This window comes from Proteus mirabilis HI4320 (assembly GCF_000069965.1).
Classification (GTDB): Bacteria; Pseudomonadota; Gammaproteobacteria; order Enterobacterales; family Enterobacteriaceae; genus Proteus; species Proteus mirabilis.
This window is the reverse complement of the sequence record NC_010554.1, coordinates 547,074-573,023: the sequence shown is the minus strand read 5'-3', so window position 1 is coordinate 573,023 and position 25,950 is coordinate 547,074. Positions and strand designations below refer to the sequence as shown.

Genomic DNA, 25,950 nt, shown 5'->3' with positions numbered 1-25,950 from the left:
TCACACCACCCATACGACAACATGACTTGAGAATGAGTCATTCGCTTGTGTCTGCCCGCCACCAGAGCCATTGTTCTCCCAGCGATAGATATTGTAATCAACGCGGTAGTTTAACGTATTTCCAGATATGGAGTATTCTGTTCTCTCATTAGGCTTATCTACATGAAACTCACCACTCCATCGAGAGCGATACCGTAGCCAGAAATGGCAAACAACCTCACCTCCTAAGGAAATCTCAGGAATAGTAAGAGATCCATATTGGGACAAAGGAAGGTCAAATTGCCCCAAGTGGCGCGGTATAATAGTGTCTTCTCCAATAATGAGTCGCCCTTTCTCATCATATATTTCTAAACCCATGCCCATTACCATATCCCCATTCTGATACGCATTGTGCCTTTTTTATCAAACAAACGTTTTAATATGTTTGTTTCAATCCAGTACCCCTGAGCGTTATTCCCATATTTAATTTCTTCACCAGTGCGCATATTAAGTTGATAGCCCACCTTGTTTGCATGGCTGAAATTGGTTGATTGCAATACATTAGCTATTTTTGCACTGGTAATAGTTGCATCACCAATAAAAGCTTCATTAACAACTACCTGTCCATTCTTCACGATAAACGGTGTCACCACTTTGCCGTTTAATGACGATATCACCGCAAAGTTTTGGGCATTGACCAGAAATTGGCTATTTCCTTGTGCATTAAACCCTAAGCCAATGCCCGTAATGACTTTATTCCCTTTGCTATCTTGCTGAACTTTCATTGTCCATGATGCGGAAATTTTGCCATTTATGTCGGTGACCACTTTCGACGTTTGTTCAATTTTGGCTGAACTTGTACCCACTTGGCTTTCAAGGCGAGTGACTTGCTGGGCGGTAGAGGTCACTTTACCTGAGACCTCAGTCACCTTAGTTTCAAGTTGGTTTACCGCATTCGCCGTTGCATTGGCTTTCTGTTCGCTGGACTTAGGTACTTCATTCGCCACAAATCCTTTTGGTGCCACCGATTGTTTGTTATTGGTATAAGTGCGGGTGATAATTTGATGGTTAACACTTTTATGCTTAGTGAGCTGATATTTAGCACCTCCTCGCAAATAGATATATTCCACAGAACCATTCGTTAATTGAGCTGGCCCCATCACAGGGGATTGATTTGTCCATCGCCAATCAAAATTATCAATGATGCGGTTTTCAGACTGGGTTCCCCATCCGGAACCACTCACTTGCCATTCCACAATCATGGCAAAGCCTTTGGTGCTGTGAGTCGCATAGCTCGGTTTATTGTCTCTATATTGCCCTAATGTTCTAAAAACCTTAAAGGCATAACGTCGAGAAGTTACTAATGGCAAAATAATCGGATAATAGGTGTTTTCATTGAGTTTAGATAAATCTAAATCCACCACCACAGACTCCGTTAAATCGGCTTTCACTGTATCTAATTTGCTGGATAACGTTTGTACCTGAGAGGTTGCGGACATCACTTTGCCATCGAGATTAGTTACTCGCGTATTTAACGCATTCACCACACTGCTATCAGCTTTCCCCTTAAGATTTGAATTGAGCGTTGAAATCTCTTGCGTTTGTGCTTGCTGTTTCGAGGTGAGGGTTTCTAATGATTTATTAATCGCTGAAACATTCCCATTCATCCGTGTTTCCAGTGATTGTCGGGCTTTCGCTTCTGCTTGGTCACCCGAGACCCGCGCTTGTTTCTCGGCGGAAATGAGTCCTGCGGTCACTTTCGATAAATCATTGCCAGTATAATCACCACGAAGTTGAGTAGCTAAGGATTGCCGTTGTTGCGCTTCGGTTTTATCACCCTCAATACGTGCTTGTTGCTCTTGTTTAATTGCGGCAGCCTGTGCTTCTGTTGCCGTTGAAACTTGGTTCATCCGCTCAGCCAGTAATTTTCCTGCCTCCTCCCATTTTTTTTCACTTTCTTCAATCGTTGCTCCATGCCTCATCAACTCAGATAAAATCTTGTCATGATTTATCCTCATCAACTCATGTAATTCAGTAATATCGATTTGGTTAGCTTTACTGTTAATTTCACCCAATAAGTCTTGTGCGAGTTGGTCTCGGCTGATTTGCCCCGCTAATTCATCAAGAATAATACTAGCATCAAACTCAGATTCTCCCAGAATAAACTCAGTCCATTCGGAATGATTACCTATTTTATCTACCAGTCTTGCTCTAAAATAAAACGTTAAACCTGCTGATAACCCTGCCATTTCATAGGTTTTTGAGGGATAAGGAACATCAGATAACAGCATCAGACCTTCACCATTATTGGTTTTGCTGTACTGAATTTCCGTTTTTAACGTATCACTGGTGTTTTCACCAAATTCCCAGCCTAACTTAATGCCAAATACGAGCGGTGAAGCTCTAAAGTTTACAGGTTTAGGCGGGCTCCCTACTTTTCCTGTCAGTGTTGTTTCTGGCGCATTAGTCCATACACTGGATATTTCAGACGCATTTATCGCACGAACTCTCACCTGATAACGACCAGCATAAATGCCATCAACTTCAAACCCACATGTTGATGTTCTTGGCATTGATACCCAGTTATTATTATCTCTCCGCCATTGAGCCTCATAGGTAATGGCATTATCAACTGCATCCCAATCAACACGCAGAGTAATAAATGAAATACCTTGATTAACCTGAGAATAGGATGATATACGAATGTTTTTAGGTGGTGCTTGCACACTCGGTGGAACAATGGTGATTGGACGCTCACCTATTCTTGCGCCAGAGTCAATGTGATCGTAATTGCTTGGGTTATGGATTGCGCCAGTAATAGTGTATGTATTATCGCCATTATCAGTAATATTAACGACCCGATAAAGTTGTAATGTTAAATCATCAGCATCAACTGTCCAAACTGCGTTTTTCTCTGGTTCCTGTGAGTACTCCGTTGAAATTGTAATGATATTATCAGCAACCAGTGATACGGTTCTTCCCTCTGAGCGCCCGTTTGGCAGATTAACAATCAACCTATCACCTGCTTTAATATTGGCTCTGCGATCAAGTGTTATTTTTCTGCCTTCTACACGCGATATACGTCCACCATTATCTCTTCCAGCCAATGTAGAATCGGCAACAGCAATGATATGACCAGGAGAAGGTATTGCCCCCTCTAATCCTGTCGCAAAACTAATAACTCTGTCGTTAGCATTGGTGAGTAACGCCCAGCGACCTCTACGGTTAGCCTCCGTCTGTCGAGTGCAACCTATCGCTGATATTTCAGTTTTGCGTACTCCGTAACGACGCTGTAGTTTAATATCGGCCACAGCCTCAATCGCATCATTACTGTGGTTATTGGTGTCTGTGTAGGAAACTAATGCTTGTGTATATCGATTTTGCTGACTACCTCCTGAATAGGTAGGCTTACCTCCAACAATATTGGCATTAGTAAACGTTCTAAAAATACTATCTGGCATATCAGCGACAACATTAACCTTGTTATCAGCCCAAAATGTCATACCACGAAAAATAGCCGCTATATCTCTCAGTACTTGGTATGCCGATTCTTGCGATTGAATATAAACATCACACAGGAATCGAGGCTCCTTACCATCACCACCATGCCCATCGGGTACCAATTCATCACAATATTGCGCAATCTTATACAGGTCCCACTTTTCAACCTGAGAAGACTGGATCCGGTCACCACAGCCGTAGCGATTATTGAGTACTAAATCATAAAATACCCATGCCGGGTTATTGGTTGCTGCAAGTTTAAAGGTGCCATCCCATACGCCTGAATAGGCCCGATTAATCGGGTCATAATTCGTGGGCACTTTGATAAGCAAGCCACCTTTTGGGCGAACGCTAATTTTAGGGATGCGATTATTAAATTGACGCGCATTGAAAGTAATAAACAATAGGGCCGTATTTGGATAACGCAATTTAGCATCGATAACATCAGTAACAGCAGAGATAGTAACCTTATCAACAATTCTGGCTGTATTCTGATTCTTAGTTAATCGTCGGACACGGATCTGCCAACCTGTATTTGCCTTGGGTAAGTCAATGCGGTGTGTTCGCTGGTATTCGCTGGTCGTTTTACCATCAAAAGCAGACTTTAATACTTCATTATATCCAGCACCATCTGTAGATAAGTCAATAGCATATTCAATTCTATAGCCTGTAGTATCCCCGTTATCGTGTTGTTGAAACAATTGAGGAACAGATAGTCTAATGCGCACAGCAGATAGCTGAGTGTTATTAATGCTCCGCACATAGGGCTGATCGTCTTTTAATTCCAACCCTACCGATGTTTCGCTATCTACTGATGGGATACCCTGAATGTATTCTTGGTGTTCACTACCCGGTCTAAATTCCCAAGTGACACCCTCAAAATTCTTAGTACCGTCCGCATTGCCAATCGGTGTATCATCAAGAAAAATACGAGTATCGTCTAAGCCACCAGCAATTTCACCTTCTGAGATAGCCAATAAAATCTTAGCTGTTGATTCAGAAAGTAAGCTATCTGGTGATTCCGTGGGCGTATGTCCGCCACCGCCACCACCTTTTGCACCATGAATTAATTCCATATTTCACCCATAAAAAAAGCCACATAGTGGCTATTCTGAAATTCGTTTATGTTATTGCTGATCTTCTGTATAAATACCTGCGGAAATGATTGCCCCACCTACCTCTCGCCTGTCCAGTCCATAAAGTAAAGGAACTGGATTTCCTTGCGCAGTAGAGTTTACAGCTCCGCCAAAGGCATAAGATGGTTTGTTATCTGAATCTTGCCTCATTGATAGACCTCGCGGTTGGGGTGAAAGCATCTGGTAAACACCACCAAGCGCCACACCAAGACCTATGGCCCCAATCAAGTCACTTGCAAATAAGGCAGTACCCCAAGGAGCAAATGTCGCGACACCGATCATGGCAATGCCCAACATAGTTTGAAAGAATCCTCCTCGTTTACTTCCTTTAATGATTGGTGCTATGCGGATCTCTTCTTTGGTATCAAGATGTAATTCATCTTCAGCAATGTTGCGCTTACCTTTAAATACAGCAAACTCCAGCCCTTTCAGATGTGCATTAGCAAGAAACAGCTCAAACCCATCATAAAGCACAGAGAGTGCCTTAATTGCTTCGCGAGGTGAATCTATATCTAATTTGTGTTCACGCCCAAATTTTGCGCCAAGAACACCATATAGACGTATTGTTTTTAGGCTCATACAAACTCTTTCCTCCGAACAATTTTTACAGTCCTATCTCGCCAATAATCGCTGTAGGGGACCAACCTGCTGAGTTGACCATAAAGATGATGAAGTAACATGCCATTCATAATCACACCAGCGTGATTAGGTACATCGGCTTGCACTTGCATGATAATCATGTCACCTTCTTTTGGTTCACCAGCGATATCAACAAAACCCGCTTTCTCGTAGTTATCCGTATACAGGTTTTCGCCTTCTTCCCACCAATGCCGATCAACGCTGTAGTTATGTAACTCAATACCGTGTTTTTGGTGATAATAGTCCATAATTAACGACCAGCAATCAGCATAACCCAGCACAAAAGGACGTCCTTCTAATTCACGCTCACCTCGAGGGTAAATAATTCGAATATCACCCTCTGGACATGATGCGATCACCCAAGGCAATCCAGTTGCATCACACTGTAATTTATCTATTTCGCTAGGTTGAGTCGTTACACCATCACCACAATGGCTGTGCACAATTGCTATTGGCTCACCCCAGTCCTCAGCAAGAGCGTAATCTTCTGGAGAAAGCTCAAAATGCTCTGTTGGGTTATCTGAAAGATTGCTACAAGGAAAGTATTTTTTAACTCGACTTTTCTGACAGATAATTCCGCAAGCTTCTTTGGGATATTCGGCTTTTACATGTTCAAATATCGATTCTCTTAATTTTTTTGTGATCATCTCGTTAACCCCGCAGCGGGAAACCCTCCAAAATCTAATGGCTCATTCTCACCAAAGCGTTTTTTGCAATCACTAATAAGCCCACCACAACTATCTAGCGCTGGATCATCAACAGGGTTTCCTCTCTCATCAAAATATTTATTCCCTGAATATGAGCACCCATTACCACTGCGATAATCGCCTTTCATGCACCAATAACAAAGGTTATGAATTTGTCGAACGGGTATCATTACTCCCTGCAAATCAAACGGGCTAGACAGCTCGAACTCTACGGATTCGCCAGCCACCTCATTAGTTTTACGATCGATGTAATAAACCTGTTTAAAACACTCATCAGGGTTAGCGGTTGGATTACCATCAGGAAAATTTTTGGCATCAAGATAATGAGAGAATGTCTCATAAATAGTAACCTTTGCTTGCACCATATCGTCAAGCTGGAGACACAAAGATGAGATTAAGCCATCTATATTGGCAACCTTTAGAGATGGTCTCGCTGGGCTTCCGTCGCTATTCTTTGCCATTCCTTCAACTTCATAGGGCCATGCCCCATATTCATTTTCTTGCCACCAAATTGGTTTTGGCTTGATATCACCATTAGATTTCTCTATCTCTTCTGGTGTGTGAGGAAGATTGTAAGCATGGAAGCGAAGAATTGGCCCATCAAAACCACTGCCATCCACCTCAATTAATTGAACCTTATTACCCGGCTCTAATTTTTGTACATCTGCTGTGATATTCATGCGCTAAATGCCTGTTCAAACGTAGCTGACAATTTCATTACTCCGCCAGATATGGGGATCATCGATATTGAATCAGCTTTAACTCGATAAAGACCTTTTTCACCAAATGGAGGTGTCCAAATAAATGATTTTACTGTGTGTTGCCGAATGAATTTAAAAATAGGCATCACCTCATCTTTCAATCCCATATAAGAGAATGGCCACGTTTGAGATTCTGGATTAATACCATCACCAGCAACTTGTTTGTAACCATCTCCAAATTCAACTTCTTTAATACGATGCTTGAACTCACCGCTTGGCGAATCTTGTATTTGTGTTCGCCATTTAAACTCTTCCATTGGTTACTCCAATAAAAAAGGCGACACAAAGCCGCCTGATCAAATATCAGGATATTAATAAATATCCATTAGGTTATTTTATATATTCAGCCCAGAGAAACTTACCGAAGGAATGGCTGACTTACTTCGATGGAGAATTGAATATGTTAGTTAGTGAAATGGCTAAAGACATAGAGACCCTTCAAACACGTACTCTTGCTTTAGAGTATATAATTCAAGTAATGATTAGGAATATGTCTGATATTGAAAAAGAAAAACTTATTAGTGAATTAAATAAAGTATCGCATGATAGTCCTGTAACTATCGAGGCGTTTGGTATCATTCAGTCACATTTACATAATTAGTACCATATTATAAAGGCGGTTACTGTGCCGCCTTTATGCGATCTATCATGGTTCTTGCATATTTTTCCGCTCTCCCCATAAATGAAGCAAATGTTTCATTTGGGTTATAATCCTCTGTGTACTTAAATTGTAACTTTGGTTCTTCATCTGGGGTATTATTTCCCACTATCTCCGTTACTGTAATTTCTGACGTTAATATAGGTTTTTCACTTATTTTTATAGCCCCAATGCCATATCTTTTCACATCCCCTGTAATTTCCACTCCTGAAAATTTGTTTGATAACAATGGGAACTCTACTTTGATTTTCATAACTACCTCTCATTAAAAAGCCACAGAATTTGGTGGCTGTTATTGGTTTAATTCTTTAATTGTTTTTCTTGCATATTCTTCGGATTCTTTAAAATATTCCGAAAGAGGCTTATTAGCATCAAAGCTAGTTTGATAAACCAGATATGCTTTTGGTGGTTCAAAATCAGCTTCATTTCCCATGTATACATCTACTGGAATGCTAATTTCTTTATCTTCTGGACGAATACAAATATTTCCTAATTTTAATTTCATAAATACCTCTCTTATTAAATGATTATCTATTTCCTGATACTGCTTTAATGATCTTGTACAAATCACCACCTTCTCGCCCTTCACTAATAAAAAGGCTTTTAACTTTATTCTTTAACGATTGCTCAGCAGCTCTCACATCTATATTTGGCATTGCACTTTGTTGCTGTTCGGTTTCAATCTTGACGCCGCTCATATCAATTGTCACATTCACCCCACCACCAGCAATTTGAGGATTGCGAGCGATAAATGCTGTTGGCTGTGTAACCGACATTGGCGCAGAACCACCGACATGACCACCTGAAGCATAACCTCTCTTTCCTGCATCCATTAGTCGATAGAGATTATCTACACCTAATCGTTGCGTTGCTTCCTTGGTAAAGACGAACTCGCCTTTATGCACTACGCCAGCGGGGTCATATTTACCACCACCGCCTGTATAACCACCACTTGCAAACCCAAAGAAATTACCTACCGCATTACCACCAAATGCCGCTTTCATAGCATTTAGCATAGCCATCTGCATTAACATCTTGGTGGTCATTTCTAAGAATGAGCGAGTGAAGTCAGCAAAATTAGCTTTGCCCGTCAATACAAAATCAGAGAGACTGTTACTCATGCCTTGGAATGCTGATTGACTAATTTGAGCTACGTTACCGTAAACGTTTGTTGCCTGATCTTGGAATTCAGCAAAGCCTTTCTTGACGCCTAACTCCCAGTTAGCACGAATAGAGTCTTCCTTAGCATAATACTCCTCTAAGGCTTTTCTCTCGTCTGGTGATTTAGCTTTCTCTAGTGCGATGTCTCGTTGATACATGCGGCCAGACTTACCAGCTCCCAACTCTAAGGCGCGACTTCTGGCATTAATTTCTTCAACGCGTTTAAGTTGCTTATCTAACTCACGATTATGTAACTCCTGAAGCTTAACCTCATCACCAGCTATGGCCAATGCTTCTTGAGAAGCAAGAATGTAGTCCTTTTTAGCAAGCAACGCCTTTTCGTCCTTGGTTAACTGTCTTGTTTTCTGAGCCTCCTCAAGGATTGATATTTTCGCTTCCATATCCCAAAGTTTTTTACGCTCAGAGCTAATCACATCACTGACTGTTTTATGCTCTTTTAGCACCTTTAATTGTGCTTGTAGGGATAATAGGGCTTGATTTGCTGATTCATCTACTCTAGTACCATAATCTGGTCGGTAGGTTGGGGTTTTACCTTTACCTTTGGCTTTTTCTTTCTCGTAACGCTCTTTCTCTCGGCGGATGGCTTCATCTTTTGCAGCTTGAGATGCATCCGCATTATTTATTATCTCCTTGAGTAGTCTTTGGTGCTTTTCCTCTGCGGTTTCGTATTGTCGCTTTAATTCTTGATCGGCTCTAAACTGCGCTTTTTTACGCTCTTCCTCATCTCTTGCGGCTTTTTCTCTTGCGTTTTTAATGTCACGTTGAAATTTTTCTTCTTTTAGTAGAGCGAGTTTACTTTTAACTTCATCTGGCATTAATCCAGTCTTGTTATAATACAGCCCCTTGGAGGCAGGGTTTATTTGAAACTCAATCAGAGCTTCTTCATACTCTTTGATTTGCTGCTCTAGAGTATTCTCTCTGCCGATGTCTAGCATTGCATCCCATGCGCTACTAGCCATGTTTTTAACCCCTTCCCACGCTCTCTCAAGGTGGCCTAGATTTTCCTTTATCTGTTTGGTTCGCTCATCCATAGCATTGGCATATGATTCCATAGCCATTTTAGCCGCTTCTTGCTCTTTTCCTTGCGTCTGAAGTGTGGTTATTTGTTCTAATTGGGTAGCAGTTAAAAAATGTAATGACTTATCTAATTCAGTGACCGCTTTAACTGGATCTTCTTGCAATCTCTGAAATTGCTTTATTGTCTCATCAACCGATTGACCAACGGTCTTTTCCATAGCAGCAGCAGTTTTAGATACCATATCAACATCTCGACCCGAGAAAGAACCAGATCCAACTACTTTTGAGATAGTATCAGCCATTCCATACTGAGCGATCCCATTCCCCGACAAGCTTCTAGCCAAAGCATCTAGCTGTGCCGCTGTTCTTCCCGCATAACCACCAGTAAGAATTAGCTGCTTATTATACTCGCCAAATTCTTGCGACCCTTTATACGCGGCTAACGCCACAGCTGCCGCAGCACCAGCAAAACCAAACATAGCAACTCTTGCAGGGGTAATAAGTGATGCTAACGCTTTTAGTGAGTTACCGACACCACCAAATGAGTCCTTTATTTGCCCCCCTTGTTGTATCATCACCATCCAGACTGGCATTCCTGATGCTAATGACGTAACAATATCTGACATTTGCATGGGAAGTTGACGCATTGCTTGTTTATATTGACCAATGGTAATTGAGCCATTCATAAAGGCTTTTTCTTGCTCTTTTAGCTTATTGATCATCGGCGCAGCTTGTTGCGACACACCAAGTTGAGCAGCTTTTAGCTCTAAAATCTCTGTCCTCGTTTTGCCTATAATTTCAGTTTGATTTTTCAGTGAATTTAAAAAATCATCAGCAGCTTGCTTGGCTCTATTTGTTGCCGCCTCTTGAGCTAATAGCGCCCGCCCTTCAGCCGTAAGAGACATATTAACTCGTGTTAATTTATCTCTAGTCTGCTCAAGTATGGCGTTATAGTCTGCAAACTGATCCTTTGGTAATATCCCTTTTTTATTTGCCTCTATTAATTTTTGAGTGGCTTTATCAAGCGCATCAAATGCTTTATTGGTTGGATTTATTGAATTTAATAAATCATCAAGTTCTTTCTTTTGCCTCTTTATCGCGTCGGCTGCTCTCTTTTGATGATCAACCCCTCTATTAAACTGGTCATTTAAATTTCGCGAAGAACCGCTTACCTTCTCTGCTGTATCGCCGAACTCCTTTAACTTTTGTGTGCCACGCTCCAGATCTGACGTATCAGCCTTTAATGATATTGTTGCTATATCTGCCATTTAATTTCCTCCAGATATAAAAAAACCACCCGAAGGTGGTTGTATTTTAGAATATGGTATTATAGAGAGTTTGCCAAAGCGTCTGATTTTTCCTTAATAATTATTTCATTCTGTTTTTTTTCTTCTTGTTTTATTTTTTCAATAAATTCAGATTTGTAAAACAAAGATATAATAACTGACCTATTATCGCCAGTGGCATTCAACATAATCATAACACTACTGGAGTCATTACCTTGAAACAAAGATACATATTTACCACAACCCTCATTATTTAGGCATTCTGGTAGAGTAAGCATTCCTCTTGTTCTATTCTTCCATAAGTATTCTTCAGAATATTGTTCACTGTACTTTGAAGATAATGCTTGTTTTAATATGTTATATTTCTCAATAACTTTACTATCATCATCGTCATACACATAAATCAATGCATCTACATTAATTAATCCATACTTATCGTCAATACTTACACTGTACATATCCAGACCATCAATTAATGAGGAATCATTTTTGATGAGATACTCTTTCACTCTATTTTTTTCATTACCAATTAACTTTATATTTCCAGTTTTGCTGAGCACATCACTGTATGTCATCCCCCATTTTAATCCAAATGGGGCTGATATTTTTTTCTCTACTGCTAACGTTGTTGTGCTAAAAAACAAGCAGCTAACCAGCAAAGCAATCACCCCACTAATATTCAATAACTTCTTCATCCCGTCCTCTCAGTTCTTTATTTAGTTTTCTTAATGTTAGCTGAGTGTAGTCGCAAATTGAAGCAAACAAAAAACCTGCCGAAGCATGTTTATAGAATTATGATACCAATTCTGATGAGAACAATCTTTCTAAAAACTTTTTATTTATTAAATATTCTATATTTTCATTTAGATATAAAAATGAATACTTTATGTCTTCTTTATTATTAATTAGCAAAAAATTATCTAGTGACGACTGCACTGAAACGAGGTCATTACATAGATTTCTGCTTTTTTTCTTTTCAAAAATCTTGGATGAATCAATGTATTTATAGCTTTTTGATACATCAATATCAGCCTTGACATTGTTATGAACGTAATTACATGCATCAGAATATACCCTAGTAAGTGCGCTAACACCGTCTACACCTTTATATCTTTCTTTAAACTCACTGAACATCCTTGTAACACCGATCTCATCATCATTATCTTTGTTCAACAAGAATCTAATTGAATTTTCAATGCATGACCTTATATTAAAATAAAAGTATCTATCTTCATTTTTTTTTATTGCTGAAATACAACCTAAAAAATCATAGATGACGCTTAATAAGTGTCTATTACCTCTCAAAGATTTTTCGTGAATTATCTTCAAAAAAATAGACTTTTTTACCGCTGATATTAACGAGTCAACAACATATTGGTCAGGAATTACTTTTAGGTCTTCTTTGAACTTGGACACTGTTCCCAACACGTTGTAAGGGTCAATAGTAAGGAAGTTACTCACCCCTAAACCCCTTTATCCACTTTGAGATACTTTCTGTTGTAGTATTTTTACCTTTTCTCTTTTTATTTTCTTTCTTTTTCGCTTCTAAAGCGATATCGTTGATTGGCAGCTGATCTAGCTTTTCATAAATGATATTGACAACAGTATTTTTAGCTGTGAAATGATTTCCATCAGAATATTTTCTAACTATATCTTTCGCAAGCCTAGAGAACATAAGGGTTCTTGAGGATACAACGTATCTTTTATATTCTATCTTAAATGCATCTTTAATAAATTCACTCAATTCAAAATTCGACTTAAAAATTTCTTTGGAAAATATTACTAAAGATAGAAACCCGATCATAAACTCAAGCGATTCAGAATCTTTTAGTTCCATTAATTTCTTTTTAGTTATTAATTTATTCTGATTCATCATCAACCTCTTTAAGCTTAGCCTCGAGTTCCGTACATATTCTATCAATGATTTCTTTAGACTGAGAATACGCTGACGCAAAATTTAATTGCTGACCAACCTGTAAATCCCTAACCTTTGAAAAATGATTCTTGAAGAAATATAGATCCCTGATTCCTTTTTCGGTTTCTATAGCCGTCTTAATTGCTCTGGTCTTCTTGGTCAATCTTTTTGGTGCAGTATCGGTATAAATAACACCCAACGGCTTTATTGTAAGTCTTTGATCTCTAGCCAGCTTAGAAACAATTGATAGCAAATTGTTACTCCCTAATACTGAATACTGATCTATTCTCATTGGCATTATATAATGTGTAGATGCCATTATGGACGCTTCGGTATACATCGAAATGGTAGGCGGACAATCAATAAAAATATAGTCGTAGATTTCTCTTAACTTATTGTCTTCAATGAAATTTCTTATCCTAATCAATCTAATTGTATCTACCGTGTTATGCTCAAACATTATGTTTATATCACCAGGGATTATATCTAGATTTGGATATACACTGTAAATAACATCTTCTTTTTTTAATACTGCATCTTCATCATATATAGAAGCATTTACTTCAAATATTCTCTTGATTGTCTTTCTTTGTTTTACTAAAGATAAGTACTCACTTATTTTATCATGCTTACCCATAAAAGATTGTGTTGCATTAAACTGAGGATCAATATCTATTATTAATACTTTTTTATCCTTATAGTTTGCTAAATACTCACCAATACTAATACATAGAGTGGTCTTTCCCACCCCACCCTTCATATTAATAAAGCTAATTACAGGCGCATTCATGTGCAAGCTCCAAAGAAAATATCAAAATATATTACAGGCACTAAAAAATTTTACATTCCTGTTTTTTATACAGTAACAACAAAATAAAATGTGATATTAGTCACTTTTTACCCTCATTCATCTTCTTGATAGTTTCCATGAACAGTTCTTTGAACTTTTCAGGATCAAGCTGTGACAACTCGTTTAAGTTTTTAGGGGTGTTATCCTCATCCACGGCAGACTGAAGAATCATAACCATTTCAGCATTAAGAGATCGCCCATTCTTACTTGCCCTTTGCATTAACTTTTCCTTCAGAGTATCAGGCATTCTAAGGCTATAAGGCGTTATATCTCTTATTCTCGTATTTTTTTGTGACATACAACCACCAGTAAAGTCATTGTGATATCACAATATAGTCAATTATTCGTTGACTATATAGATTCACATTGATATCTTTGTGATGTCACATAGACACATAAAAGGATGAAGATATGAATACCAATAAAAAAACAGGAAAATTTCAACTCAGATTAACAGAGGTGTTAAAAAGTAAAGTGGTAGAACTCTCAGCGAAAGATGGTATTTCGCAAAACTCAATAGTTAATCAAGCGATAGCTTGGTATGTGAAAGAAAGAGAAAAACGTGTCAACTAAAACAGCGAAGCCCCAACTATTTGCGGTAGCTAGGGCTTCTAATTTGTCAGAAACTACGGAGTAACCGACATGACTAGTGTATCAACAATTAACGTACCTTTCCACGGTAACAACCTGTATGTAGTAAATTTCAACGGCGAACCATATGTACCAATGAAGCCAATAGTTGAAGGCATGGGGTTAACTTGGCAATCTCAATTTGAAAAGCTAAAACAAAGGTTTAGTAAAGGGATCACGGAAATCGTGATACCTTCAAAAGGCGGTGAGCAATCAATGCTTTGCCTAGCTCTCCGTAAACTTGCAGGCTGGCTTCACACTATCAGCCCTAACAAAGTCAAACCAGAGATCCGCGATAAAGTAATCAAGTATCAAGAAGAGTGTGACGACGTACTTTATGAATATTGGACTACTGGTGAAGTTAAGAAAAAACACAAATCAACTGTTCAAGAACGCAACCCATTAAAGAATGCTGTTAATCTACTGGTTAGTAAGAAAGGCATTATGTACCCAGAAGCCTATTCTCTTGTTCACCAGAAATTTAATGTTAGTAGCATTGAAGAGCTAACAGCAGATCAGATACCCGATGCGGTTGAGTATATTCACAAGTTCGTTCTTGAGGGTGAATACATTCCTAAACAGGAAGAAAATATACTTTTTGAGCCAAATCAAAACTCAATCACTGTAACCATACCCAAAGAGGGAAGATGGTTGTTTTCTTATAAAAATGAAAAGCAACAAGTAGTTAGCGTTGATGGTCATAACGTTGTCAGTGTTGAATACATTCAAAAATTACAACGTGACTCTAATGCGCTTATTGAGTTACTGCAAAACTTCCGTCTACGCACCCAAGTTATGCAAGGTGAGAAAAGCGGAGATATTTTAAACACTCCGTTAATTGCATAACAATAGTAGTAACGCCCAAGGACGGGCTATCAATTCTAACGATTCGTTATAATCAAACTATATCAATAAATTACACAAGATAAGTTTTACAACTTTTTTGTAAAACCCTTTAGGAGTCGCTCAATATTTGAACTACAAAACTTTTGTAGTTACCTACAATTATTTTGTAGGTCGGTCATTTCAATTTAGAACAATCAAACAATATCAATAATTTGAGATATTCAGGCAACAAAAAACCCACCGGAGTGGGTTAGTTTGAATCTGTTTCTGATTTCTTTTTTATCTCTTTTTCTTTTGCTACTTCTTGAAATACATTGTATGTGTTGACGTTAAATAACGAAAATGACTCTATTTGCTCATAAGGTAAGACATGTCTAAACTGGAATACTGATAACGGCTCTGAGCTGAAGTTTATTCCTTGTTGCGCGTAGTGATCTGTGTAGTTGTGCTCAACATGGAATGTTAATGTATCTTTCTCTCTATATCCTGACATGAACGGTATTAACACTAGCGTATTGATATCCATTCCTTCAAACCTGATGCCATCAACCATTCCAACATAAACCTTTCTAGACTTGAGAGTCACAAAAACCAGTAAGCCATCATCCATTCTTTCAAATGACTCCAGTAGCAAACTTTCAATGGCGTAAACTTTTGCTACTTCCCTAAAGTCTTCCATTCTCTTTTGTAGGGATTGATTTCTTTTTTTAACATCAGCAGTCTTTCCGATAGATATCAAAACAGTAAAAGATAACCACAAGATAGTCCAAAAACTCATACCAGAAACTCTGATATTGAAAATAGAGTCTACAAATGTGAAAGGCTCATACCAACCAAAAAGATAAGATGGCGCATTCAATATATACATAATAATATAAAGGCCAATGGCAACCACAACAGATGCCATCAGCCCTTGTATTAAAAACTCACCGCCTTTGAGCGCTACAAAAAAGTACGCGTTCCAACCAACAGAATTATTCAGTTTATATCTTGACGGCAAATGATTATCTACATAGTTATAGCCACAAACCAAGACGAGAACAATTACAGCAGCCCACACTAAGAATTACCGCCCTTTTGTTGACTGTAATTTTTCTATGTTGTCTTTAAAAGCCTTCTGGACAACTATACTGTTAGGATTTAGTGATATCGAACCATCACGACCAACAAAGAAATTATCTTTATTGTCTAAAGCCTCTTTTTCGTCTTTAGATTTCTGATCGTTACCACCAATAATTGGATTGGTTATTTTTTCAACTGAGAGAATTACACGAAGAAATTCTCGAATTAACTTTTTCATAATCCCCTCCGTTATTATTTTGTAAGTGAAATGACTATACAATGTGTATAGCTATATTTTTATGATATCAGAAAGGTATCACTTGTCCATAACTTGATCCACATTTTATTTACTAGGTCAAGCTTTAAGCCAAACTAATTACTATGTGCTGCATTCTTGCTCGCAGCCTCCCTTTATCCTCTCTTCCTACTCACCAACCGGCGTTTACCACTGATCAGCTCATTATTATGACCTTTTATGCATTACCTCTAACGCCTTAGCTTCCATAATGCGGATATCGCTAAAAACGGTCGCTCTATCTTTGATGTTGAGTAAGTCCATTATTTGGTTTAATGGGTTGTAATCCAAGCCAGTAATACCATTCATACCTACGCGCCACTGTGTATTCATGGCTGAAAATACTTGATACGAATCCCAAACATCAGGCCACACCTCAACATCATCAATGTCAGGCGGAAAGCCAAAAGCTCGCTCGAACTCAGCCGATTCTTTTGAACTCATTCCGCCATACATCGCCTCGGCGACCGTTAGGAGTTTTTTTCGCGGTTACCTAGCAGCTCGTTGTAATATGTTGATGAAATAGCACGAGAGGCTGAAGGGTAGTTATCTAACAATATGTTTAAATTTTCTTTGTTATATGGCTCTTCGATCGCCCAGTCAGCAATAATCTGCTCAAAGAACTCAGAAATCGGTTTTTCTCGCATTCCATCAAGCTCACTTACTGAGTGATGTTTAAATGTGAATGTAACTACTTCTGGCTTTTCTTTGCCGGCAACAGGAATTTTAACGTTAGCTTTGAAGGTTGGATTTGGGACGAGTGTAAATTTAGGCATTATTAGTCCTTAAAAAGCCCCTGACTCGGGGCTGTTGTGAGTATTTATTGATTAAGATGCGTTGGTATAAATCTGCATTTCAGATTTAAGTGAGAATCGCGCTGTTACGTTTTCAACTTCGTTGATAGCAGTGTTTGGCACACGCTGGAATGAAATTGAAGCTGTGTAATAGCGATCTTCTTCTGCGCGTTTATTGAAGAATCGGATTGCAGTAACTTGCTTACTGTCGTCCAATTTTGTTAGCAATTTACGGATAGGCAGCTTAGCATCGTGAGCAAAGGTATAAACCTGTACAACACCATTTTTATAGGTATCGATAGTTTCTGCCTGCTCATCTTCAAGAAATTGAACCTCTTGAGTTTGCTGTTCCCCACCTTCTGTAGAAAGTGTCATTACCTGTGGCATGACTTCCCATGACAATACTTTCTTTAATGTTCCTGTACCGCCACCAGCAGGAAACACATTTTTATCACTTGTATCGACACCTTCTAAGGTGATTTTAGATTCAGCGACACTTGCAACACGGAAAGCACCCGAAGCTTTTTTCCAGCCAGATGTAACATGAACAATATCGCCTTTAGCAATGTCACCCACATCATCAACTGTTAGTACGGCTTCTTCGGCATTAGTTGCCTCGGTAATTTTAATTTCGTCATCGTATTTACTTGCGACGTAAACACGCGACCCATTAGGAATGTTATAGGCCATTGTTAACCTCTATTTTAGGTATAAAAAAACCGCAATTAAGCGGTGTTATCGGATTGCATTACATCGATAGGATGCACGAATAGGAATGGTATAATTTGTTTCATCTGAAATTGGAGGGAACTGGCTAGGCTCTCCGTTAATGTAGATACCCTCCCCTAATGTTAATCCATTTTCTAATCTGTTTTTAACGTCATCAGCAATAGTTGATATCTTAGCGTCCCCACCCCCTACTTTCCCAACTACGTTAATTTGGATAACACCACGATAAACAGGCATATCCAGAGATAACCCGATGTTATCCGTTTCTGCTGGCATGACATGGAGTTGAAGATAGGGATCGTTAATATCATTAAAAGGAAGATTGGGCCATGCGATTTTAAGATTTAAATCCTTGCCAATGCTCGCCACCAGCTTTCGTATTTCAGTATTAATTGTCGACTGATTCATGATTTAGTTTCCGATACGGCAGAGTTGAAAAACTGACTAAATTCCTCAGCAGTCACAGCAACCATACCGTTAGGTGCTTGTTTCGAATGCCCCATTTCAAGGCGGTAAGCATAAGGCACATTGTTTGTGAAATAGATAGCTTTCATTCCTACCTTAAATTGTTCAATAACAACGTTGCCTAACGCCTTTGTCATATTGCCTGACTTATCTATGCGCCCCGTCTCGCCTTCCGCTGGGGCATCAAATGACACCTGCCAATTACCTCTAAACCGCCCCCCTGTATAACCAGGAGGAACATAAATATCCATAGAGTCATTAACACGAACACGCTTTTTTAATTGACGTCGCTTTGGTGTTAAATTATTAGGATCTTGTTTTAGATATTCATTATGTTCAAAAACTGCTTTATTGTAGTTTGAGGCAACCCTATTAACTTCCCATAATTCAGGATTTCCAACAGGTGACATATCAACAAGCTTCGCTAATATTTTAAACCCTGTATTTTTGACAACCGTTTCAATATTTGCGTTAGATTTGTCGATAAAGATATTAATCGACTTCATGAACTGATCTGACATGTCACGCCCTCAGTTGAGACTGATAGCAGATAATAATATCAGCGGGTTTAACAGGGTTCGGTTCATGAACGCGCAACCAAACGCCATCGACAAGCACCTTATCCCCTTTCTGAATATCAATATCTGGAGGAAGTATCATTTTAATATCCGTAGAGAGAATAAGCGTGCCATCGATTTCGTAAGGTTTATATTGCGTTTTTACCCCGACAACAGAAAATAACGTTTCTGGCTCAAAGTGTTCCTGCCCCTCATCATCAACCCAATGCTTACCATCACGCTTAGCCTGATAGGAAACGCCATATTTTTTCAACATCCTTAATGCTGTACTCTGCCCACGTTGATAAATGTTCATGGCTACCTCATTGCAAATGTATTAATGGCAAATCCATCCGAGACATCAATCAAGCCAGACAATAAACCTTTTAACCAAGGAAAGTTTGGTGCGCCAGTATTAGTGCCTTCGGCATATTGCACAGTAATAGCGCCCTCAATTCGCTCTGAGGTGATTTCAGCGCCTAACGTGGGCTGTAGGTCATTTTCTACTGATTCAATCGCTAAACGGCATTGAGCTTGGATTAATTGCTTTGGTATCTGATCGCTTGGGATGGCAACACCGTCGCGAGATAGCCCTGAGCGAGGGAAAGATAAAGGTTGATTTAGGTTAGTTCGTTTACCTAACCATTTTTGCGATTCAAGATAATCCATCGCCGTAATTAGTAATGCCTCTAGTCCACTATCTGCCAAAGTGATATTTCTATCCTCAGCGTATTTCTTCAAATCATCCACACTTGCGTAGCTATTAAATATTGGAGAGTTCTTATCAGGATCAATCATGCTCACCTCAAAAAAAAGAGGGGCACAAAGCCCCTTAAATTACTCGTCTGGAGAAGTTTTTTCTGTGAATGTAATTGCATCAGTATTTTGTGCAACACCATCAACAGTGGCTGTGACAATAAATTCACCCTGTGAATCAGAAGTTAATTTCACTGTCGCACCACCAGCTTTGCCCGTCTTAGATGAAGTAACGCTTAATTTGCCACCTGTTGTAGACCAATTAACGGTAGCTCCTTCGACTGGAGAGCTGCCCTTGGTGTAATTAAGAGTGATCGTTACTGTATCTGTACTGTCAGCGATAGCGGACGTTTTATCCGCTGACAGGGTTACTTTCCCTCTTCGGCAGTCAGTTTAATCATGACGCCAGCGGTTAATTTGTTGCTAGTGAAATGCTTCTTCCAGTTACCTGCGGTGCCTAACTGTGTTAAATCAGGGTTTTTTCCTTTTGATTCATCCCAGCTATAGCCCAGAACGCCAACGTTAACCACGCCTTCACCACGATAACCAACTTCCAAGTTCTCCTTGTCATTGATTTCATAAGATCGGAAAGTCGGCTCTTGGGATTCAGTGATAGTCACAGCACCCGGCACTAAACCAAAGATGGCATCTACTGGCGCTGTATCCGTTACCAGCACAGGCTTACCTAATGTGCCTGGCTGTCCACCGTAGATAACCACACCCGCTTCTTCATACACTTTGTTGTCAATGGCCTGATCAACAATATCGAAGTAGGTGGTTGAGTGCATAACAAACAGATTTACGCGGTTGAACTTATCACCATATCTGCGTAAACCTTTGGTCAGTGTTTTCTTGCCATCTGTCGCAATATCCGCAGTCACCACCATTTCTTTGTTATTGCCAATAGCGGCACCTAAAGCAGCTAAAGAGTATTTGATATAACCCTCTAGTGAAGCATCTGCCGCATCGGTACCCACTAACTCAGAGAACTCCGATACATCACGGCCACGGCGTTTAAATGCTTCTTCTGTCGTTGCATAAGGACCATATTTCCAAGGTGCTTTTACATCAACAGATTCGCCCGCGCCGATTTTTTTGTTCTCTACAGATGCTGTGGAGTTTACATCACGATGCTCAATCGAACCGCCGATCTGATAAAATGCACGCTTACGGAAGTCCCCCTCAATAAAAAGGTTATCCAGCACAATTGCGCCGTTTGATGCCTGATTAAATACTGCTAAATTATCTTGACGGCGTTCTAAAAACGCAGTTTGTGCTAAATCGTTATAAATTACTAAATCATTATTAGTCATCGTAGCCATTACTTATATTTCCTTACTCTTTTGGAAGTTTTAAATATGCGTCACGCCCGTATCGGCGAATATAATCAGCCTTGTCACTGGCGGACATTTGAGAACGTTTAAAATGTGCACCACCTTGTTTATGTTTCCCTGCATCTGTACCAGAGGCTGCGGGGAATAAGTGAGGAGCACTTTCTTTTAGGGATTCAATCCATTCAATAGGTGATAATGGCGTGCGACCATCTTTGCCCATGATTGGATTGCCATCTTCATCAACGGCTACGGCCTGACCTTCATCGTTGATCTGAAAAATGCCTTTGGCACGTAAAATTAAATCTTCTTGAGCGCTGGTTAATGCACCCGCTTTCCCTGCTGCAAAACGAATTTCATCGCCTAACACACGAGCACGGAATTTATTTGCAAACGCCTCTGCCTTTTCAGCTTTAGAGCTTGCTTCTTTTAACTTCTTGTCGAAATCACCACGCAAACGCTCAGTGCGCTTATTGAGAACCTCGTCAATCTTGCCATCAGCAATGAGCTTGGCTTCTTCGTCATTCTCAAAGCGTTTAAGCATGCCCTTCACAGTGTCTGGGTCAATGCCTTCAAAACGTTTCAGGTTATCGCCTTGCTCTTTGAGCTTGCCTAGCAACTCACTGTTTTTAGCCTTTAGCCCTGAAACCTGCTGGTCGATAATAGCTTGAATTTCTGGAGTGATTTCCGGTGTTCCACCACCTCCACCTTGCGAACCATCATCAGCCTGTGAATAATATTTGCGTTCGATATTCATAAATAACATGTGATTCCCCTTGGGATTAGATGCGCCTAGCGCGTTGTAATAACTCAGCCCTGAGCTGAGTTTAGGTAATAAAAAAGGCCACCGAGGTGACCTTGTTAAATGGTTTATTGATTAGCTATATCCAGCCTCTCTAAATGCATGCCCATCTATCTCTCTAAGTCGCTCTAGTGAAATAAACTCTCCCTTATCGGTATAAAACTCAGAAGGATGCATACCGCCCTCTTTCATTAGTCTGAATCGCGTTTCTCCGAAAACTTGACGCTGTCGCCATTCAGGTTGCCGTTGTATCCAATCAAGAAAATTGGTATCTGCTGGCACCTGCCCGTCCATTGAGGCACGAGTTCCTGCGTCCATCTCATCTAAATCGATACCTAATTCACGCCACGATTTGGTAACCAGCGTTTCTGTTGAGCGGCAATTGAAGTGGATTTTTCCGGGGCCTTGTAGATAAGGAACTTTATGACCAATAGGCTTACCTTCCAGCGTGTATCTCAACCTATCCCGAATAATGCAATCGTGAGATGTTTTATTATCGAGGGTAGATAACCATTGTTTACAATCAAGAATGTCTTTATTGGCATCAGCAAACTGATCTCGCGCTGTTGCTTGTAAATGGCTAATGGCCGTTTTAGCTATTGTCGTCGCATTAGCTCGGCTTAGTTGCAATACGCCATCCTTATAACCTTGGTTTGCATGTCCTCTGATTTTACGTCCGATTTCTACCGCACTATCACCATTTAAATAACCATTCCGAACAGCGTTATTTATGCGTGTCATGCGATCTGATTCTAATCCATCAGCCCATTCAGAAAGTAATTTCCCTTGAAATGGGCGAGACATGACTGAGGAAAATAGCATTTCCTCTGTAATGCTCATTAGTGGATATTTGCGTAGAACAACATCAGGTAGTAGAGCATCAAACAGTGATGGGTAGTAGCCAGCCTCATATAATGCATGCGCTCTCATTTCTTCTGTTAACAATGAAAAAGCACTATCAACTGCACGCTTATTAATACTTCTAACGCTGGACAGCAACGACTCCAATCGCCTTGCAGTGAAACTATTAACATCGATGGAGGTATCATCTAAAGACACTATAAGTGAAGCAGTTAATTCAGCATCAAACTCATTAAGTGCCTTTATCATGCGTCTAGCCACCCCTGTAGAATAGCGACCAGAAAACAGGGAGTGAGCAATCAATTCATCCATTAACCGCTCATTCACTGATCTCATGTCTCACCTACCATTGTCGGCTCTTGATTATTAAGCTCATCCACCACCACATCAACATCATCAGCGGGGTCGATAACATCATATTTCTGCAAACTTCTCACTAAGTCAGATTTACGCGTTGCGCCAGATTGCCATGCTGCGACGATTTCACGGATCATCGAACTATCGGCAATGTGATTAACGAGGTCTTTGTTAATCTCAAACGAAATGCCTGCAGTATCTAAACCTAAGTATTCAGCACACCATATTAGCGATTTACTGCATGCATCGGAAACATTAGAGCAACAGATGCTCAGGATAGAGGTTTGTGCGTTCTGTTCACCGACAGACTGAATAACCGTTTTAACTTTGCTATCAGCAGAAACCAATTGAGCACCGAGCGCAACCATATAATCGCGTTTACTGTCCATTGCTTCTTTTGCCAGCATGTTAGGTTGAGCCTGAGCGTAACCAAAGAAACCTTTTTCTGGCAACATAATTGGTGAGCGAGAACCAACCATAACGCCTTTCTTTTCTAGATAGTCACGCCATTCTGTTCCTAGCCCACCTAGATAAGGTTGTATTTGCCCACAGAAGAAAACAGAATCTTCATAATCAGCAGAGTTTCGATAATGCCCTAGGTTGATTTTTGCCAATCCTAGAAGTGGGGCTTCATCAATAGTGTGATCATTATTCTGTGCACCAATAAATGTAAATGGAATTTCATTCCACACACCGTTACCAGCACGCGCAGGTATATACTCAGAAGAAATTTCAAAAACGCTACTTCCACTGGGCTTGCGATAGACACGACAGACAAACTTACCTTCTTCTATCGACAATACACGGTATTGAACCTCATCCTTAAAACCAAACCCGTCCTCTTCTTCCACCGTTTCACGCAATACCACCAGCGTTAACATCGTGCGCCCATTAATACGAGCTGTACGCCAGTTAATGATGTCTTCAGCACGATATTGGAATATGTACGGGAGTTTCGAATCACTGTTGTAATCAACATACAGACCATGCCGACCGACTTCCAATACTGACTCAAGTGAAGACTGAGCCAATTGATAGATACTTGAACCCGCCCCGTCAGCATCGTCTTTTAAACACGACAGCTTTTCGACGACAGCAACTAAGGGATCTTTTTTAAATGCCATCCCTATCATGCCGTTGCGAGTATTGCCCGTTATTGGATAGAACACCGCACGGTCTTGATAATCTTTATTGCGCTTCTTTTTACGCTCACTATCTTGCTCTTCAAGCTCAGGAAGATAGCTTTTTATATCTTCACCACCTCGACAAACAGAGCGCACTAACTCCCACTGAGGAGCAGCCGTTTTATACTCCGGTCGAGTGAAATCTACATTTGTTGTACTCATCAGAAGGTTGTTCCTAGGTTAATTTCGAATGCTGGGCGCTTAGTGTTTCTTCTGCTCACCGCAAAATACCTAAATCCATCAGCATCATGTGACGTGTAATCGTGAAGCGGTTTATCTTTCCAACAGCCTCGCTTGTCATCCCACTCTTTACGATAAGCTTCTAGATGAGCAATGCCTTCACTACATTTATGCTCATCAAACACGCAAAGTGGCAGAATTTCACGTACTGCCTCGATACCTTCATCAACTGAAAGCTTCGGCACTACTTCAAATCGGATTGAGTAAATTTGTCCGTCGATTTCGTACCCCTCACGCGCTAATTCACGCCGAGATTTCGCATCCGAGCCAAACTCACGGTTATCGATATCATGAGGGCCATTGTGACTTGCATATGTGTAGCCTTTGTCTTTCAGTACTTTCATGTAGTGCCGTAGACCTTCACCACTGTTTGAGTAGTGGTCTATAATGTGGAACTCCTCGCCCACTTCACGAATAAACCAAATTGACGTTGAGTCACCCACACCAATATCCCAGTACGTGTGAACCGGTAAGTGCGAGTTATCAGGAAGTGTGCCAATGCGTTTATTTTCGTACAGGAAGCGGAACTGCTTGGCGTAGTAAGCGCCTTCAACCGATTGTTGGAATGCCTCAGACGGTATTGACGGGTATTCCCGTTTCATATCGTCGCCAAGCGTTTTCTCTTTGGCGTAATACCATGCTTTCTGGCGCTCGTTTAATTGAACACCATGTTTGCTGGCTATCTCATCAAAGTAATCAACTAACCGCTGGGGTAATGGCTCAACAGGGTTAATGGCATACTCTGGATTCTTCCACCATGAGAAGAAAAAGAACTTCCAGTCTAGGTTAGAGAGAGTCTTATTCTGAATTTGCGCTTTCTCAGCAGACTGGCAATAATCGAAGAAATAACCTGCTCGACCCTCCGCTGTGCTTTCAATCGTCGTAAAACAATCGCTTGATACCGCCTCAAATGCGCCAGTGACAATCTCACGGGCTTTCTCTGGATACTTAGCACATATCTTACCGAACTCAGAAACGTGCAAATAACGGAGTGTACCGCCACGAAATGACGTGCTGATATAAAGCGAGCCGCCTTTGCTAAACACCAACTCACCAACCGCATCATTACTCGCTGGGTTAGCCGCTTTGATTTCATCGGGTAGCTTGTCATAGGCATACTTTATCTTTTCCCTAAATAGCCGCTTAGCATCGTTAAGTGTGTGGGCTATCAATGCACATTTAGCCGCCTCAAATAACGCTGCGTCTAGCTGGATAATGCAGACCTCAGTAGTGAAGCCAAGCTGACGGGCTTTAAGGATAATGTTTCGCGTGTGCATCCCTTCAAAATATTCGAGTTGCTCAGGCGTCATTTTAAATCGAACTGGCTTGCCTTCTTTATTGGTTATCCAGTAGAGGTGATTTAATCGCCAGAGCTTATCTCTCAATAATGCAAGATGTTCTGGCTTCATG

General features: G+C 40.2%; 32 protein-coding genes. 3 read left to right on the top strand and 29 right to left on the bottom strand.

Annotated features, from left to right (window positions below):
• Genes PMI_RS02615 through PMI_RS02590 form a run of 6 tightly spaced genes read right to left on the bottom strand, consistent with a single transcriptional unit; the run spans position 1 to position 6,980 of the window.
• Complete coding sequence (locus PMI_RS02615; protein ID WP_004247521.1) at positions 1-363, bottom strand: hypothetical protein; 363 nt, start codon at positions 361-363, stop codon at positions 1-3.
• Positions 363-4,556 (bottom strand): TipJ family phage tail tip protein, encoded by a 4,194-nt coding sequence (locus tag PMI_RS02610; protein WP_012367645.1) that lies wholly within the window; start codon positions 4,554-4,556, stop codon positions 363-365. Before PMI_RS02610 ends, PMI_RS02615 begins: the two co-directional genes overlap by 1 nt.
• Positions 4,557-4,607: 51 nt before the next feature.
• The gene (locus tag PMI_RS02605) at positions 4,608-5,195 is read right to left on the bottom strand and encodes a tail assembly protein (RefSeq protein ID WP_004245938.1); all 588 of its coding nucleotides are present in this window, start codon (positions 5,193-5,195) and stop codon (positions 4,608-4,610) included.
• Positions 5,192-5,902, bottom strand: coding sequence for a C40 family peptidase (locus PMI_RS02600; RefSeq protein ID WP_012367644.1), 711 nt, complete (start codon positions 5,900-5,902; stop codon positions 5,192-5,194). The genes PMI_RS02605 and PMI_RS02600 overlap by 4 nt, the downstream gene beginning before the upstream one ends.
• A complete protein-coding gene (locus PMI_RS02595; protein WP_012367643.1) occupies positions 5,899-6,642 on the bottom strand; it encodes a phage minor tail protein L in 744 nt (247 codons plus the stop codon). The genes PMI_RS02600 and PMI_RS02595 overlap by 4 nt, the downstream gene beginning before the upstream one ends.
• Complete coding sequence (locus PMI_RS02590; protein ID WP_012367642.1) at positions 6,639-6,980, bottom strand: phage tail protein; 342 nt, start codon at positions 6,978-6,980, stop codon at positions 6,639-6,641. Before PMI_RS02590 ends, PMI_RS02595 begins: the two co-directional genes overlap by 4 nt.
• 143 nt (positions 6,981-7,123) lie before the next feature.
• On the opposite strand from PMI_RS02590, the gene PMI_RS02585 reads away from it, so the two are divergent.
• Positions 7,124-7,324, top strand: coding sequence for a hypothetical protein (locus PMI_RS02585; protein ID WP_004245944.1), 201 nt, complete (start codon positions 7,124-7,126; stop codon positions 7,322-7,324).
• A 19-nt stretch (positions 7,325-7,343) separates the two neighbouring features.
• Here PMI_RS02585 and PMI_RS02580 read toward each other — a convergent pair whose 3' ends face one another.
• The 8 genes from PMI_RS02580 to PMI_RS02545 all read right to left on the bottom strand — a co-directional run bounded on the left by PMI_RS02580 (position 7,344) and on the right by PMI_RS02545 (position 13,929).
• Positions 7,344-7,634, bottom strand: coding sequence for a hypothetical protein (locus PMI_RS02580; protein WP_004247513.1), 291 nt, complete (start codon positions 7,632-7,634; stop codon positions 7,344-7,346).
• 39 nt (positions 7,635-7,673) lie between these two features.
• Complete coding sequence (locus PMI_RS02575) at positions 7,674-7,886, bottom strand: hypothetical protein (RefSeq protein WP_004247512.1); 213 nt, start codon at positions 7,884-7,886, stop codon at positions 7,674-7,676.
• 22 nt (positions 7,887-7,908) lie between these two features.
• Positions 7,909-10,848 (bottom strand): phage tail tape measure protein, encoded by a 2,940-nt coding sequence (locus tag PMI_RS02570; protein ID WP_012367641.1) that lies wholly within the window; start codon positions 10,846-10,848, stop codon positions 7,909-7,911.
• 59 nt (positions 10,849-10,907) lie between these two features.
• Positions 10,908-11,561 carry a hypothetical protein gene (locus tag PMI_RS02565; RefSeq protein WP_012367640.1) on the bottom strand — a complete coding sequence of 218 codons (654 nt, stop codon included), beginning with the start codon at positions 11,559-11,561 and terminating at the stop codon, positions 10,908-10,910.
• Positions 11,562-11,658: 97 nt separating this feature from the next.
• Positions 11,659-12,327, bottom strand: coding sequence for a hypothetical protein (locus PMI_RS02560; RefSeq protein WP_012367639.1), 669 nt, complete (start codon positions 12,325-12,327; stop codon positions 11,659-11,661).
• Positions 12,320-12,739: a hypothetical protein gene (locus tag PMI_RS02555; RefSeq protein ID WP_012367638.1), complete on the bottom strand. Its 420-nt coding sequence runs from the start codon at positions 12,737-12,739 to the stop codon at positions 12,320-12,322. The genes PMI_RS02560 and PMI_RS02555 overlap by 8 nt, the downstream gene beginning before the upstream one ends.
• Complete coding sequence (locus PMI_RS02550) at positions 12,726-13,571, bottom strand: ParA family protein (protein ID WP_004245953.1); 846 nt, start codon at positions 13,569-13,571, stop codon at positions 12,726-12,728. Before PMI_RS02550 ends, PMI_RS02555 begins: the two co-directional genes overlap by 14 nt.
• A gap of 100 nt (positions 13,572-13,671) precedes the next feature.
• Complete coding sequence (locus PMI_RS02545; RefSeq protein ID WP_012367637.1) at positions 13,672-13,929, bottom strand: Arc family DNA-binding protein; 258 nt, start codon at positions 13,927-13,929, stop codon at positions 13,672-13,674.
• A gap of 113 nt (positions 13,930-14,042) precedes the next feature.
• Between PMI_RS02545 and PMI_RS19230 the strand changes: the two genes are divergently transcribed.
• Together PMI_RS19230 and PMI_RS02540 are read left to right on the top strand one after the other, a co-directional pair.
• Complete coding sequence (locus PMI_RS19230; RefSeq protein ID WP_004245955.1) at positions 14,043-14,204, top strand: toxin-antitoxin system HicB family antitoxin; 162 nt, start codon at positions 14,043-14,045, stop codon at positions 14,202-14,204.
• A 69-nt stretch (positions 14,205-14,273) separates the two neighbouring features.
• Positions 14,274-15,107: a phage antirepressor N-terminal domain-containing protein gene (locus PMI_RS02540; RefSeq protein ID WP_012367636.1), complete on the top strand. Its 834-nt coding sequence runs from the start codon at positions 14,274-14,276 to the stop codon at positions 15,105-15,107.
• 250 nt (positions 15,108-15,357) lie between these two features.
• Here the strand turns inward: PMI_RS02540 and PMI_RS02535 are convergent, their stop codons facing one another.
• The 15 genes from PMI_RS02535 to PMI_RS02465 form a co-directional block, all read right to left on the bottom strand.
• Positions 15,358-16,167 (bottom strand): hypothetical protein, encoded by an 810-nt coding sequence (locus PMI_RS02535; RefSeq protein WP_012367635.1) that lies wholly within the window; start codon positions 16,165-16,167, stop codon positions 15,358-15,360.
• Positions 16,168-16,173: 6 nt separating this feature from the next.
• On the bottom strand, positions 16,174-16,407 hold the full coding sequence (locus PMI_RS02530) for a hypothetical protein (RefSeq protein WP_012367634.1): 234 nt from the start codon (positions 16,405-16,407) through the stop codon (positions 16,174-16,176).
• Positions 16,408-16,632: 225 nt separating this feature from the next.
• Positions 16,633-16,908, bottom strand: a complete 276-nt coding sequence (locus tag PMI_RS02525) for a DUF1799 domain-containing protein (RefSeq protein WP_012367633.1) — start codon at positions 16,906-16,908, stop codon at positions 16,633-16,635.
• Between the two features lie 26 nt (positions 16,909-16,934).
• Positions 16,935-17,240, bottom strand: coding sequence for a phage tail assembly chaperone (locus PMI_RS02520; protein ID WP_004245960.1), 306 nt, complete (start codon positions 17,238-17,240; stop codon positions 16,935-16,937).
• Between the two features lie 51 nt (positions 17,241-17,291).
• A complete protein-coding gene (locus PMI_RS02515) occupies positions 17,292-17,948 on the bottom strand; it encodes a phage tail protein (protein WP_004247505.1) in 657 nt (218 codons plus the stop codon).
• Positions 17,949-17,993: 45 nt separating this feature from the next.
• A complete protein-coding gene (locus PMI_RS02510) occupies positions 17,994-18,395 on the bottom strand; it encodes a phage tail terminator-like protein (protein ID WP_004245963.1) in 402 nt (133 codons plus the stop codon).
• Positions 18,392-18,973: a hypothetical protein gene (locus PMI_RS02505; protein WP_004245966.1), complete on the bottom strand. Its 582-nt coding sequence runs from the start codon at positions 18,971-18,973 to the stop codon at positions 18,392-18,394. The genes PMI_RS02510 and PMI_RS02505 overlap by 4 nt, the downstream gene beginning before the upstream one ends.
• A 1-nt stretch (position 18,974) precedes the next feature.
• Positions 18,975-19,325, bottom strand: a complete 351-nt coding sequence (locus PMI_RS02500) for a hypothetical protein (protein WP_004245967.1) — start codon at positions 19,323-19,325, stop codon at positions 18,975-18,977.
• A 2-nt stretch (positions 19,326-19,327) separates the two neighbouring features.
• Positions 19,328-19,807, bottom strand: a complete 480-nt coding sequence (locus tag PMI_RS02495; RefSeq protein WP_012367632.1) for a DnaT-like ssDNA-binding protein — start codon at positions 19,805-19,807, stop codon at positions 19,328-19,330.
• A 39-nt stretch (positions 19,808-19,846) separates the two neighbouring features.
• On the bottom strand, positions 19,847-20,080 hold the full coding sequence (locus PMI_RS19225) for an Ig-like domain-containing protein (protein ID WP_228766817.1): 234 nt from the start codon (positions 20,078-20,080) through the stop codon (positions 19,847-19,849).
• 53 nt (positions 20,081-20,133) lie between these two features.
• Positions 20,134-21,087, bottom strand: a complete 954-nt coding sequence (locus PMI_RS02485; RefSeq protein WP_012367631.1) for a major capsid protein — start codon at positions 21,085-21,087, stop codon at positions 20,134-20,136.
• 13 nt (positions 21,088-21,100) lie between these two features.
• Positions 21,101-21,862 carry a hypothetical protein gene (locus PMI_RS02480; protein ID WP_012367630.1) on the bottom strand — a complete coding sequence of 254 codons (762 nt, stop codon included), beginning with the start codon at positions 21,860-21,862 and terminating at the stop codon, positions 21,101-21,103.
• A 111-nt stretch (positions 21,863-21,973) separates the two neighbouring features.
• Positions 21,974-23,095, bottom strand: coding sequence for a phage minor head protein (locus tag PMI_RS02475; protein WP_012367629.1), 1,122 nt, complete (start codon positions 23,093-23,095; stop codon positions 21,974-21,976).
• Positions 23,092-24,462 carry a DUF4055 domain-containing protein gene (locus PMI_RS02470; protein ID WP_012367628.1) on the bottom strand — a complete coding sequence of 457 codons (1,371 nt, stop codon included), beginning with the start codon at positions 24,460-24,462 and terminating at the stop codon, positions 23,092-23,094. Before PMI_RS02470 ends, PMI_RS02475 begins: the two co-directional genes overlap by 4 nt.
• Complete coding sequence (locus PMI_RS02465; protein WP_012367627.1) at positions 24,462-25,949, bottom strand: terminase large subunit; 1,488 nt, start codon at positions 25,947-25,949, stop codon at positions 24,462-24,464. Before PMI_RS02465 ends, PMI_RS02470 begins: the two co-directional genes overlap by 1 nt.
• Position 25,950 lies beyond the last annotated feature (1 nt).